Annotated in this window: 10 protein-coding genes and 1 riboswitch; of the genes, 6 read left to right on the forward strand and 4 right to left on the reverse strand. The window is 71.0% G+C overall.

What is annotated here, in order from left to right:
- Positions 1 to 48: 48 nt before the first annotated feature.
- The 4 genes from ACZ7RU_RS05715 to gcvT form a co-directional block, all read right to left on the reverse strand.
- A complete protein-coding gene (locus tag ACZ7RU_RS05715; protein ID WP_470339649.1) occupies positions 49 to 1,416 on the reverse strand; it encodes an L-serine ammonia-lyase in 1,368 nt (455 codons plus the stop codon).
- Between the two features lie 162 nt (positions 1,417 to 1,578).
- Positions 1,579 to 2,847, reverse strand: a complete 1,269-nt coding sequence (glyA, locus tag ACZ7RU_RS05720) for a serine hydroxymethyltransferase (RefSeq protein WP_470339650.1) — start codon at positions 2,845 to 2,847, stop codon at positions 1,579 to 1,581.
- 76 nt (positions 2,848 to 2,923) lie between these two features.
- Positions 2,924 to 3,307 carry a glycine cleavage system protein GcvH gene (gene gcvH, locus ACZ7RU_RS05725; protein WP_470339651.1) on the reverse strand — a complete coding sequence of 128 codons (384 nt, stop codon included), beginning with the start codon at positions 3,305 to 3,307 and terminating at the stop codon, positions 2,924 to 2,926.
- 100 nt (positions 3,308 to 3,407) lie between these two features.
- Positions 3,408 to 4,529, reverse strand: coding sequence for a glycine cleavage system aminomethyltransferase GcvT (gcvT, locus tag ACZ7RU_RS05730; protein ID WP_470339652.1), 1,122 nt, complete (start codon positions 4,527 to 4,529; stop codon positions 3,408 to 3,410).
- A gap of 230 nt (positions 4,530 to 4,759) precedes the next feature.
- Positions 4,760 to 4,860, reverse strand: a riboswitch (glycine riboswitch).
- A 210-nt stretch (positions 4,861 to 5,070) separates the two neighbouring features.
- Here gcvT and ACZ7RU_RS05735 point away from each other — a divergent pair.
- From ACZ7RU_RS05735 to ACZ7RU_RS05760, 6 genes are all read left to right on the forward strand, one after another.
- Positions 5,071 to 5,874, forward strand: a complete 804-nt coding sequence (locus ACZ7RU_RS05735; RefSeq protein ID WP_470339653.1) for an enhanced serine sensitivity protein SseB C-terminal domain-containing protein — start codon at positions 5,071 to 5,073, stop codon at positions 5,872 to 5,874.
- 116 nt (positions 5,875 to 5,990) lie between these two features.
- On the forward strand, positions 5,991 to 6,920 hold the full coding sequence (locus tag ACZ7RU_RS05740; RefSeq protein WP_470339654.1) for an enhanced serine sensitivity protein SseB C-terminal domain-containing protein: 930 nt from the start codon (positions 5,991 to 5,993) through the stop codon (positions 6,918 to 6,920).
- 446 nt (positions 6,921 to 7,366) lie between these two features.
- The gene (locus ACZ7RU_RS05745) at positions 7,367 to 8,356 is read left to right on the forward strand and encodes an ABC transporter permease (RefSeq protein ID WP_470339655.1); all 990 of its coding nucleotides are present in this window, start codon (positions 7,367 to 7,369) and stop codon (positions 8,354 to 8,356) included.
- Between the two features lie 90 nt (positions 8,357 to 8,446).
- Complete coding sequence (locus ACZ7RU_RS05750; protein WP_470339656.1) at positions 8,447 to 10,210, forward strand: ABC transporter substrate-binding protein; 1,764 nt, start codon at positions 8,447 to 8,449, stop codon at positions 10,208 to 10,210.
- A 97-nt stretch (positions 10,211 to 10,307) separates the two neighbouring features.
- A complete protein-coding gene (locus ACZ7RU_RS05755; RefSeq protein WP_470339657.1) occupies positions 10,308 to 11,318 on the forward strand; it encodes an ABC transporter permease in 1,011 nt (336 codons plus the stop codon).
- The gene (locus tag ACZ7RU_RS05760; RefSeq protein ID WP_470339658.1) at positions 11,315 to 12,385 is read left to right on the forward strand and encodes an ABC transporter ATP-binding protein; all 1,071 of its coding nucleotides are present in this window, start codon (positions 11,315 to 11,317) and stop codon (positions 12,383 to 12,385) included. The genes ACZ7RU_RS05755 and ACZ7RU_RS05760 overlap by 4 nt, the downstream gene beginning before the upstream one ends.
- Positions 12,386 to 12,400 lie beyond the last annotated feature (15 nt).

A 12,400-nucleotide genomic window follows, 5' to 3' on the forward strand; every position in this document is an offset into this window, starting at 1 on the left:
CCCCCGGGCGGGACGGGGGTCCGCCCGGGGGCCTTCAGCGCGCCGCGATCAGCACTCGATGACGTTCACGGCGAGGCCGCCGCGCGAGGTCTCCTTGTACTTGATCTTCATGTCGGCGCCGGTCTCCTTCATCGTCTTGATCGCCTTGTCCAGCGAGACGTGGTGGCGGCCGTCGCCGCGCAGCGCCATCCGGGCCGCCGTGACGGCCTTGACCGACGCCATGCCGTTGCGCTCGATGCAGGGGATCTGGACCAGGCCGCCGACCGGGTCGCAGGTGAGGCCGAGGTTGTGTTCGATGCCGATCTCGGCGGCGTTCTCGACCTGCTCGGGGGTGCCGCCGAGGACCTCGGCGAGGCCGCCCGCGGCCATCGAGCAGGCGGAGCCGACCTCGCCCTGGCAGCCGACCTCGGCGCCGGAGATGGAGGCGTTCTCCTTGAACAGCATGCCGATGGCGCCGGCCGCGAGCAGGAAGCGGACGATGCCGTCGTCGTCGGCGCCCGGGATGAAGTTCAGGTAGTAGTGCAGGGTGGCCGGGATGATCCCGGCGGCGCCGTTGGTCGGCGCGGTGACCACCCGGCGGCCGGAGGCGTTCTCCTCGTTGACCGCCATCGCGTAGAGGGTCACCCACTCCATCGCGTTGGCCGGCCCGATGCCCTCGGCGCGCAGCGCCCGCGCCCCGGCGGCCGCCCGGCGGCGGACCTTGAGGCCGCCCGGCAGGATGCCCTCGCGGGACATGCCGGCCCGCACGCACTCCTGCATCACTGACCAGATCTCCAGCAGCCCGGTCCGGATCTCCTCCTCGCTGCGCCAGGCCTTCTCGTTCTCCAGCATCAGGCCGGAGATCGACAGCCCGGTCTCCCGGCTGAGCCGCAGCAGCTCGTCGCCGGTACGGAACGGGTACTTCAGCACGGTGTCGTCGGGCTTGACCCGGTCCGCGCCGATCGCGTCCTCGTCCACCACGAAGCCGCCGCCGACCGAGTAGTAGGTCTTCTCCAGCAGGGCCGAGCCGTCCGCCGCGTACGCCCACAGGGTCATCCCGTTGGCGTGGTACGGCAGCGAGCGGCGGCGGTGCAGGACCAGCTGGGAGTCCGGGTCGAAGTCGACGAGGCGCTCGCCGAGCAGGCTGAGCCGCTTCTCGGCGAGGATCCGCTCGACGTCCTTGTCGGCCTGGTCGACGTCGACGGTGCGGGGCGAGTTGCCCTCCAGGCCCAGCAGGACGGCCTTCGGGGTCCCGTGGCCGTGGCCGGTGGCGCCGAGCGAGCCGTACAGCTCCGCGCGCACGCCCGTCACCCGGTCCAGCAGGCCTTCGGAGCGCAGTCGGCGGGCGAACATCCGGGCGGCGCGCATCGGGCCCACGGTGTGGGAGCTCGAGGGGCCGATGCCGATGGAGAAGAGGTCGAAGACGCTGATGGCCACGGGGGACGTCCTTGTCTGGTCTCGTGGAAGGACTTGCGGGCAGGGAGGGGCCGACACGGGACGGGGCACCGCGCGCACAGTCCAGTGTGCGCGGTGCCCCGGGGTGCCTGGTACGCCGGAGGGGTGAGGCCGGTCACCCCGCCCGAACGATCACCGGAGTGATCAGAGGTTCGGGTACAGCGGGTACTTCTCGGCCAGGGCGGTGACCCGGGCCTTCAGGGCGTCGGCGACGGTCTCGTCGAAGGCGGGCTTGAGCGCCTCGGCGATGATGTCGGCGACCTCGCGGAAGTCCTCGGCCTGGAAGCCGCGGGTGGCCAGGGCCGGGGTGCCGATGCGCAGGCCCGAGGTGACCATCGGCGGGCGCGGGTCGTTCGGGATCGCGTTGCGGTTGACGGTGATGCCGACCTCGTGCAGCCGGTCCTCGGCCTGCTGGCCGTCGAGCTGGCTGTTGCGCAGGTCGACCAGGACCAGGTGGACGTCGGTGCCGCCGGAGAGCACGGACGCGCCGGCCTCGGCCACGTCGGCCTGGAGCAGGCGCTCGGCGAGGATGCGGGCACCGTCCAGGGTGCGCTGCTGGCGCTCCTTGAACTCCTCCGAGGCCGCGACCTTGAAGGCGACCGCCTTGCCGGCGATCACGTGCTCCAGCGGGCCGCCCTGCTGGCCGGGGAAGACCGCGGAGTTGATCTTCTTGGCGAACTCGGCCTTGGACAGGATGACGCCGCCGCGCGGGCCGCCCAGGGTCTTGTGGGTGGTGGTGGTGACCACGTCCGCGTAGGGCACCGGGTTCGGGTGCAGCCCGGCGGCCACCAGGCCGGCGAAGTGCGCCATGTCCACCATGAGCAGCGCGCCGACCTCGTCGGCGATCCGGCGGAACGCGGCGAAGTCGAGCTGGCGGGGGTAGGCCGACCAGCCGGCGATGATCAGCTTCGGCTGGTGCTCCTTGGCGAGGCGCTCGACCTCGGCCATGTCGACCTGGCCGGTCTTCTCGTCCACGTGGTACGCGGCCACGTTGTAGAGCTTGCCGGAGAAGTTGATCTTCATGCCGTGGGTCAGGTGACCGCCGTGGGCCAGCGACAGGCCCAGGATGGTGTCGCCCGGCTGGATCAGCGCGAACATCGCGGCGGCGTTGGCCTGCGCGCCCGAGTGCGGCTGGACGTTGGCGTGCTCGGCGCCGAACAGCTCCTTGATGCGGTCGATCGCGATCTGCTCGACCACGTCGACGTGCTCGCAGCCGCCGTAGTAGCGGCGGCCGGGGTAGCCCTCCGCGTACTTGTTGGTGAGCACCGAGCCCTGGGCCTCCATGACCGCCACCGGGGCGAAGTTCTCGGAGGCGATCATCTCCAGGGTGGTCTGCTGGCGGTGCAGCTCGGCGTCGACCGCGGCGGCGATCTCCGGGTCGAGGGCGTGCAGGGACTGGTTGAGAACCGTCATGGTGTGGTCTTCCCGGGAGGAGGAGGGAAAGGGGCCGGGGCGGGGCGGCCGCCGCGCGACCGCCCCTGGCGGGGGATCAGCCCTGGGGGTTGGTGAGCGCGTCGTACTCGTCGGCGCTGAGCAGCTCGTCGGTGGCCTCGACGCGCACCTTGAACAGCCAGCCGCCCTCGAACGGGGCGCTGTTGACCAGGGCGTTGTCGTCCAGGACGTCCTGGTTGACCTCGGTGACCTCGCCGGTCACCGGGGAGTACAGGTCGCTGACCGACTTGGTGGACTCCAGCTCGCCGCAGGTCTCGCCGGCGGTCACGGTCTCACCGACCTCGGGGAGCTGCACGTAGACGATGTCACCGAGCGCGTCGGCGGCGTGCGCGGTGATGCCGACCGTGGAGACACCCTCCGCGTCCGCGGCGGTCAGCCACTCGTGCTCCTTGGTGTACTGCAGGTGCTGGGGGTTGCTCATGGCGTCATTCTCCAGGATGGGAAGCGGGTACGACGAAGCGGGCCGCCGCGCGGACGGCCGCGACGTGCGTGTATGGGGAAAACCGGGGGCCCGGCGGGGCTCAGCGGGCGCGCTTGTAGAACGGCAGCGCCACGACCTGGACGGGCTCGTGCCGGCCGCGCACGTCCACCGCGACGGTGGTGCCGGGGGCGGCGTGGGCGGCGTCGACGTAGGCCATCGCGATCGGCCGGCCCAGGGTCGGGGACGGCGCGCCCGAGGTGATCCGGCCGATCGGCTCGCCGTCGGTGGAGACCACGGTGTACTCGGCGCGCGGCACCCGCTTGCCCTCGGAGACCAGGCCGACCAGCACCTTCGGCGGGTTGGTCTCGGCCGCGGCGGCGGCCTGCTCCAGCGCCTTGCGGCCGATGAAGGCGCCCTCGTTGGTGGTCTTGTCGAAGCGGACGACCCGGCCCAGGCCGGCGTCGAACGGGGTGAGGTCGGTGGACAGCTCGTGCCCGTACAGCGGCATGCCGGCCTCCAGGCGCAGCGTGTCGCGGCAGGACAGGCCGCACGGGACCAGGCCGTGGCCCTCGCCCGCGGCGGTCAGCGCCTGCCAGACCGGCTCGGCGTCGACCGGGTGGCAGAAGATCTCGAAGCCGTCCTCGCCGGTGTAGCCGGTACGGGCGAGCAGCACGTCGCGGCCGGCCACCTGGGCCGGGAGGATCGCGTAGTACTTCAGGCCGGGCAGGTCGGCGTCGGTGGTCTTCGCCAGGATGCCGGTGGCCTCCGGGCCCTGGACGGCGATCAGCGCGTAGGTGTCGCGGTCGTCGGTGACGACGGCGTCGAAGCCCTTGGCGCGGGCGATCAGCTCGTCGAGGACCAGCTGGGCGTTGGAGGCGTTGGCGACGACCAGGAAGGCGTCCTCGCGCAGGCGGTAGACGATCAGGTCGTCCAGGATGCCGCCGTCCTCGGCGCAGATCATGGTGTAGCGGGCGCGCAGCACGCCCAGCGCGGAGACGAAGCCGACCAGCGCGTGGTCCAGCATCTCGCCCGCCTGCGGGCCGGTGACGGTGATCTCGCCCATGTGCGAGAGGTCGAACAGACCGGCCTTGGTGCGGACCGCGAGGTGCTCCTCGCGCTCGCTGCCGTAGCGCAGCGGCATGTCCCAGCCGGCGAAGTCGGTCATGGTCGCGCCGAGGGCGCGGTGCAGCGCGTCGAGCGCGGTCAGGCGGAGGGACGACATGGCCAGGAACTCCTCGGTCGGGGCACTCAGGGGTGCGCGCGCCGGACCGGACCCGCTCGGGGGCCGACCCTGCGCGCGGGCATGCGGCGGCGTGGGTCTCCCCATCTGTCGTCGAACCTGAGAGCTTCACCGCCCACCTGCCCGCAGCTGTTTCCAGCTTGGGGGACAGCATGGCGGCTTGCACCGTGGGTGGGCGCACGACAGGGCCGGGCGCCGCTTTCCAGATGTGCCTAACCCGTGCGGTAGGGGTGCCTGAGAGATTCCGGGGAGGACTTGCTCCTTCGGCGCCGGCTGTGCCTGACGGCACTCCGGGCTCTCCCGCGCGGGTTCGAGCGGCCGGTGTGGAGTTGTTGGGGGCCCGCGGCGCATGCCGTCGGACGCGCACATCATGGCACGTCCCGGACGACGAGGGGAGGGGGGACCCGGTCACACCGCGCGGGACCCGAACACGAGTCCTGACCCCGCCCCCGCGCGCCTCTAGACTGCTGCGCGTCGGCGCAGCAGAGGGCGGCCGAACGGCAGAGGGCGGAATCGGCGGCGCATGGGGTACCCGGTGGAGCAGCAGCAGGGGTGGGGCGGACCGGAGGAGGCGCCGGCGGGCGGCTCCTGGCCGGCCAACGAGCTGGAGCAGGTGCTGACCGCGGCCCTGGGCGACCCGGGCGCGACGCCGCGGGTGATCGAGGTGCTGGCGCGCAGCCAGGTGTGGGTGCCGCTGCCGGCCGGGGGCGACCCGCAGGGGCAGTCGCTGGACCTGCCGACGATCGAGCTGGGCGGCGACCCGTACGTACCGGTGTTCTCCTCGCAGGAGGTGTTCCTCCAGCAGGCGCCCGGGATGGCCTTCGCGATCGCGCCGGTGTGGGAGTTCGCCCGCGGGCTGCCGCTGGGCGTGGGCATCGCGGTGAACCCGGAAGCGGCGGTGGGCCTGCCGGTCCCGCCGCAGGGCGTCGCCGAGCTGCGCCGCGGCCCCTGCGGGGACCGCTGGGACGGCGCCGACGACGCCCAGGCGCCGACCGGCGGGCGGGTGGCGCTGCGCGAGCCGGTGCCGGGGGAGGACCCGGAGCACTTCCTGGCCGCCTGCCGGGCCGAACTCTCGGCGCTGCCGGGGGTGCTGACCGCCCGCAGGGCACTGGCCAGCATCGAGGGCGAGCCGACCGTGATGTTCGTGGGCGTCCAGTTGGACCCGGCGGCACCGGCCGATCCCGCCGCGGTGAACGACGCGCTCGGCCGAGCGCTGGGAACCGCGCCGCTGCCCGGCGGCGTCCACCTCGTACTGCTCGACCTCGCCGACGACCCGGTGGTCGAGTGGCTGCTCACCCGGGTACTGCCCTTCTACACGCGGGCGTGAGCGGGTTCGTATCAGAGGCACGTCGCCGTGGCGGTGGCCGGTGCCGCGCCATAGGGTGCGTGCAGACGGCCGACGGGCCGGCGGGTTGAGGGAAAGAGGCGCGGCGAGGTGGGCGCATGAGTGCGGGAACGGGAGCGGGCGGTGTGCCGGGGGCCTGGGGCCAGGCACCGGCCGCCGGGCGCCCGGGAGCTGATCCCGGCGCGTTGGAGCGCGCCCTGCGCGATGTCGCGCCGGAGCGCTACGACGCGTACGAGCGGCTGCTGCACGCGCTGGCGGACGGCCAGGTCTGGATGCTGCTGTGGCACGGCACGCCGGGCAGCCCGGACGCGCAGTACGGGAACATGGAGATCAGCGGCCACGGCTACGCGCCGGCCGTCACCTCGCCCGAACAACTGACCTCCTCCGGCTGGGCGCGGGCCCACGAGGTCATCTCCGGCCGGGAGATCGCGGCCTCGCTGTACCGCACCCGCTGGGGCCTGTGGCTCAACCCGCACGCGCCCGGCGGGGGCGTCGGGGTGCCGTGGGCGGACCTGCGGCGGGTCGCCGCGGGCCTGGACCGGCTGCCGGCCGGGCCGTTGAAGCTGAGCGAGCCGCAGCTCAACGCCCAGCCGTTCTTCGCGCTGCTGGAGCGGCAGGCCGGCGAGGTGCGCGCGGTACGGGCGCTGCGCCGGGCCTGGGTGCAGCCCGCGGTGGGGGAGCCGTACCTGGCGATCGGCCTCGACCTGTACGAGAGCTCGCCGCCGGCGGTGGAGGCGGTGCGGGCGCTGATGCAGCGCGCGATCGCGGTGGCCCCGGAGGGGCTCGCGGTGTCCACGGTGGCGATGTCGGACGAGTACGACCCGGTGGCGCTGTGGATGCGCGCCAACGCCCGGCCGTTCTTCGACCGGGAGTCCGGCCGCCCGCAGACCGGCCCGTACCCGCCGGTGCCCCCGCCGCCGTACCCAGGGCAGTCGATGCCGGGCTACGCGTACGGCACCCAGCCGCCGGCGCCGGGCTGGCAGCAGCAGGCGCCGCAGCGGCCGTGGCCCGGCTACCCCGGGCGCTGATTCCCGGAACCCATTCCCCGAAGCCGACTTGATTGTCCGTCAAGTCGGCTTCGTTGCTTTCCGGACGAATTTCCGGATGTGCGGCCCGGTCATCTTGACATGGCAGTTACAGCCATGTGAAGAGGTATATGCCGAAGATCGGGGAGGTGCATGCGCGCAGATCACAGTTGGGCATCTGTCGGTTGTCAGGGCTGGCGCAAGCCAGTTCGGATGGCAGAGAGTTCTGCGCAACGCACCGCGCGTGCTGGAACCCCACAAAGGTGAGCGCGCACGCCGACAGCCCGGCCACGCGACGCCCAATCCCGCGTGGTGGCAGTGCCTGTGCACGAAGCACTGCCGTCAGCACCCGCTCCTCCTAAGCACTTCCGCACGTCCGCAGCCGCACCGCCGAAGCCGGCGACCGGCACCCGTGGGCCGGCCACCGTCGGCGAGGGGACCTACTGACCATGACCGCATCCGTGACCACCGCCGGCAACGATCCGGAGGCACCCGCCGCCGCAAGCCCGGCCAAGAAGATCGAGGGCCGCTCCCTCGGCCAGATCGCCTGGACCCGCTTCAAGCGGGACAAGGCCGCCGTCGTCGGCGGCGTCGTGGTGATCCTGCTGATCCTGCTCGCCGTGCTGGCCAAGCCGATCGAGTCGCTGTTCGGACTGGATCCGGACGCCCTCAACCAGGACCTGCTGGACGCCGACCTCGGCGGTCTGCCGTTCGGCGACTGGGGCGGCATGAGCTGGGAACACCCGCTCGGCGTCGACCCGCTGCAGGGCCGTGACCTGCTCACCCGCGTCATCGAGGGCTCCTGGGTCTCCCTGCTGGTCGCCTTCGGCGCGACCGTGCTGTCCAACACCATCGGCACCGTGCTCGGCATCATGGCCGGCTACTACGGCGGCTGGGTGGACACCCTGATCAGCCGGGTGATGGACGTCTTCCTGGCGTTTCCGCTGCTGCTCTTCGCCATCGCGATCTCGACCTCGCTCCAGGGCGGCGCGTTCGGCCTGCACGGCCTGCCGCTGCACATCATGGTGCTGATCTTCGTGATCGGCTTCTTCAACTGGCCCTACATGGGCCGGATCGTGCGCGGCCAGACGCTCTCGCTGCGCGAGCGGGAGTTCGTCCACGCGGCCCGCAGCCTGGGCGCGCGCGGCCCGTTCATCCTGTTCAAGGAACTGCTGCCCAACCTGGTCGGTCCGATCCTGGTCTACTCGACCCTGCTGATCCCGACCAACATCCTCTTCGAGGCCGGGCTGAGCTTCCTCGGCGTCGGCATCCAGCCCCCGCAGGCCTCCTGGGGCGGGATGCTCCAGGACGCCATCCGCTACTACCAGGTGGACCCCCAGTACATGGTGGTCCCCGGGCTGGCGATCTTCGTCACCGTGCTCGCCTTCAACCTGCTCGGCGACGGCCTGCGCGACGCCCTCGATCCCAAGAGCAACTGACCTCGCGTCATCAACTGGCCCCGAGTCATCACATGACCCTGCGTCAGGACCCTCCACCGTCTCCACATCCCCAAGGGGTTGATCTCACCCATGCGTAGGTCCCGTACCGTCGCCCTGACCGCGGCGGCTGCCGCCGCGGTCCTGGTCGTGACCGGTTGCACCAGCTCGTCGAAGAGCGGCGGCTCCTCCTCGGCCTCCGGCTCCGCCGGCGGCGGTGCCAACGCGGCCACCAAGAGCATCGTCAACGCCTCGGACAAGAAGGGCGGGACGGTGACCTACGAGATGAAGGGCACCCCGGACTCGCTCGACCCGGGCAACACGTACTACGCGTACATCTACAACTTCTCGCGGCTGTACTCCCGCGCGCTGACCACCTTCAACCCGGCGCCGGGCGAGGAGGGCAACAAGCTCGTCCCGGACCTCGCCGAGTCGATGGGCCAGCCGAGCGCGGACGGCCTGACCTGGACGTACAAGCTGCGCGCCGGCCTGAAGTACGACGACGGCACCCCGATCACCTCGAAGGACGTCAAGTACGCCGTCGAGCGCTCCAACTACACGGACGTGCTCACCAACGGCCCGACGTACTTCCGCAACCTGCTGGTCGACAACCCGACGCCCTACGAGGGTCCGTACAAGGACAAGGCCGGCGGCCTGAACTCGATCGAGACGCCGGACGACACCACGGTGGTCTTCCACCTCCAGCACCCGTTCGCGGACTTCGACTACCTGGTCAGCGCCCCGCAGACCGCGCCGGTCCCGCAGGCGAAGGACAACGGCGCCGAGTACGTCAAGCACGTCATGTCCTCGGGCGCCTACAAGTTCGAGTCCTACGAGGACGGCAAGCAGGCCGTCCTGGTGCCGAACACCAACTGGGACAAGAGCACCGACCCGATCCGCAAGCAGCTCGCGGACAAGATCGTGCTCCGGTTCAACATCGACCAGGCCACCATCGACAAGGACCTGCTGGCCGGCAACGCCCAGGTCGACCTGGTGGGCGCCGGCGTCGACCCGCAGACCCAGGCGCAGATCCTGCAGGACCCGAAGCTGAAGGCCAGCACCGACAACGCCTACGGCGGTCGCCTGGTCTACATGGCGATCAACTCCAAGCTCGCGCCGTTCGACAACGTCGAGTGCCGCAAGGCCGTCCAGTTCGCCATCGACAAGGTCTCGGTGCAGACCGCCCAGGGCGGCCCGATCCGCGGCCAGATCGCCAACACGGTGCTCCCGCCGGACGTCCCGGGCCACCAGGACTTCAACCTGTACGAGACCAAGGACAACAAGGGCGACGAGGCCAAGGCCAAGGAGCACCTGAAGGCCTGCGGCAAGGAGGGCGGCTTCAACACCGTCATCTCGGCCCGCACCGAGCGCGCCACCGAGATCGCCGCCGCGACCTCGATCCAGGCCGCGCTGAAGAAGATCGGCATCACCGCCGAGATCCAGCAGTACCCGCAGTCCAAGTACCTGACCGACAACGCCGGTTCGCCGAAGTTCACCGCCGACCACAACATCGGCCTGATGATGATGCAGTGGGGCGCTGACTGGCCGACCGGCTACGGCTTCCTCCAGCAGATCGTCGACGGCCGCGCGGTCAAGGAGACCGGCAACAACAACCTGGCCCAGCTGGACGACCCGGCGGTCAACAAGCTGATCGACGACGCCGCGGTCAACCCGGACCAGAAGGCCCGCGAGAAGATCTACGCCGACATCGACAAGAAGACCATGGAGCAGGCGGTCTACGTCCCGCTCACCTACTTCAAGGTCTTCCTGTACCGCCCGTCCAACGCCACCAACCTGGTCTCCACCTCGGCGTTCTCGGGTGAGTACGACTACCTGAACATCGGCACCACCAAGTAAGAGCCTGGCTCGCATCCCTGAAGGCAGGTGAAGGCAGCGGCGTCCGCCGCCGTCCGGAGGATCCCGGACGGCGGCGGACCGCCGGAGCCGCCCTACTGTGTTTGCCTACATCATCCGCAGGACCTTCGCGGCCGTGATTCTGCTGCTGGTCGTCAGCGCGGTCACCTTCGCGATCTTCTTCCTGCTGCCGCGTCTCGCCGGCGAGACGGCCGACCAACTGGCCGCCCAGTTCATCGGGAAGAGCCCGTCCCCCGAGACGATCGCGGCGGTCAAGCAGAACCTCGGCCTCGACCAGCCGCTGTACGCCCAGTACTGGAAGTTCCTCAAGGGCCTGGTCGCCGGCGCCGAGTACAACTTCGGGCCGGAACCGGCCACCTGCCACGTGCCCTGCTTCGGCTACTCCTTCAAGAACCACCTCGAGGTCTGGCCCGAGCTCTCCAAGCGGATCCCGACGACCATCTCGCTCGCCGCCGGCGCGGCCGTGCTCTGGCTGGTCTCCGGCGTCGCCACCGGCGTCGTCTCCGCCCTGAAGCCGCGCTCGATCTTCGACCGGCTCTCCATGGGCGTCGCGCTCGCCGGCGTCTCGCTGCCGGTCTTCTTCACCGGCGCGCTGCTGCTCACGCTGTTCAGCTACGAGTGGCCCATCCTGGACAACCTGCAGTACGTGGACTTCACGGACAACCCGCTGATGTGGGCCCGCAACCTGATCCTGCCGTGGATCTCGCTGGCCTTCCTCTACTCCGCGCTCTACGCCCGGCTCACCCGCGCCGGGATGCTGGAGACCATGAGCGAGGACTACATCCGCACCGCCCGGGCCAAGGGCCTGGTCGAGCGCAAGGTCGTCGCCCGGCACGGGCTGCGCGCCGCGCTCACCCCGATCGTCACGATCTTCGGCATGGACCTCGGCCTGCTGCTCGGCGGCGCGCTGATCACCGAGCAGGTCTTCTCGCTCCAGGGCGTCGGCCAGTTCGCCGTCCAGGCGATCTCCGACAACGACCTGCCCAAGATCCTCGGCGTCACCCTGCTCGCCGCCTTCTTCATCGTCGTCTGCAACCTCGTGGTCGACCTCCTGTACGCGCTCGTCGACCCCCGGGTGAGGCTCTCGTGACCGACCTCCAGAAGAACCCGGCGGACGCCGCGCGGACCCAGTCCGGCGAGCCCTTCCTCTCCGTGCGCGACCTGCGGATCCACTTCGACACCGACGACGGCCTGGTCCGCTCGGTGGACGGAGTCAGCTTCGACCTGCACAAGGGCCGCACCCTCGGCATCGTCGGCGAGTCCGGCTCCGGCAAGTCCGTCACCTCGCTGGGCATCATGGGCCTGCACCGCTCCAAGCGGGCCCGGATCAGCGGCGAGATCCGGCTGAACGGCGAGGACCTGATCGCGGCCGGCCCGGACCGGGTGCGCCAGCTGCGCGGCCGCGAACTGGCGATGATCTTCCAGGACCCGCTGACCGCGATGCACCCCTACTACACGGTGGGGCAGCAGATCGTCGAGGCGTACCGGGTGCACCACCCGCAGGCCACCAAGAAGGAGGCCCGGGCCCGCGCGATCGAGATGCTCGACCGGGTCGGCATCCCGCAGCCCGACCGCCGGGTGGACGACTACCCGCACCAGTTCTCCGGCGGCATGCGCCAGCGCGCGATGATCGCCATGGCCCTGGTCAACGACCCCTCGCTGCTGATCGCCGACGAGCCCACCACCGCCCTGGACGTCACCGTCCAGGCGCAGATCCTGGACCTCATCCGCGACCTCCAGGAGGAGTTCGGCTCCGCCGTCATCATCATCACCCACGACCTCGGGGTGGTCGCCGAACTGGCCGACGACATCCTGGTCATGTACGGCGGCAAGTGCGTCGAGCGCGGCCCGGCCGAGACCCTCTTCGACTCGCCCGAACACCCCTACACCTGGGGCCTGCTGGGCTCGATGCCGCGACTGGACCGGGAACTCCAGGACCGGCTGGTGCCGGTGAAGGGCACCCCGCCCAGCCTGATCAACGTGCCGTCCGGCTGCGCCTTCCACCCGCGCTGCCCGTACGCCGCCCTGACCGACGGGCGCTCCGCGAGCGAGGTCCCGGTGCTGACCGAGGCCGCGTCCGGACACTTCGCGGCCTGCCACCTGGCGACCGGTGAGCGGCACCGCATCTTCGCCGAAGAGATCGCGCCCCTGCTGTGAGCCCGGCCTCGTACC

Source organism: Kitasatospora sp. NPDC114501 (genome assembly GCF_055633695.1).